Below are 363 nucleotides of genomic sequence, written 5' to 3'. Positions count from 1 at the left end.
GGATGCCCCGTGGCACCGGCCAGCGAGAGCGCGGTCGCCTCGTCGGGGGCGGACTGCGAATCAGCGCTCGAGGAGGCGCTGACCGTGGTTGTGGCGATAGCAGGGGAGGGGGCGATCGGGATCAACGACACGGCGACACAAGTCGCGATGACGGCGAGTGTCATTGGGGCGCGTGGTACGTGAGCCATGGCCAGACACTAGGGAGAAGTCGCAGTCGCGCATATAGGACCTGGGGTCCCGACTTTCATTGAAGGGTTGGATCGCGGCTGAAAAGTCCCTACGCTGGCGAATGGTCTCGGCGGTGCTGGGAAAGGGAACGCGAATGATCGGTGCGGCCGTGAGCGAAGGGGCAATCGGCAGCGC

At 65.3% G+C, this 363-nt stretch carries 1 protein-coding gene; it reads left to right on the top strand.

Going from position 1 to position 363, the window contains the following annotated elements:
* Nucleotides 1–183: hypothetical protein (locus AC1DLI_RS34445; protein ID WP_477610235.1), on the top strand; the 183-nt coding region annotated here is incomplete at its 5' end.
* Between the last annotated feature and the right edge of the window lie 180 nt (nt 184–363).

This window comes from Paenibacillus sp. 01T443 (genome assembly GCF_056398325.1).
The sequence above is the reverse complement of the archived record's forward strand: the minus strand, read 5'-3'. Positions and strand labels throughout refer to the sequence as shown.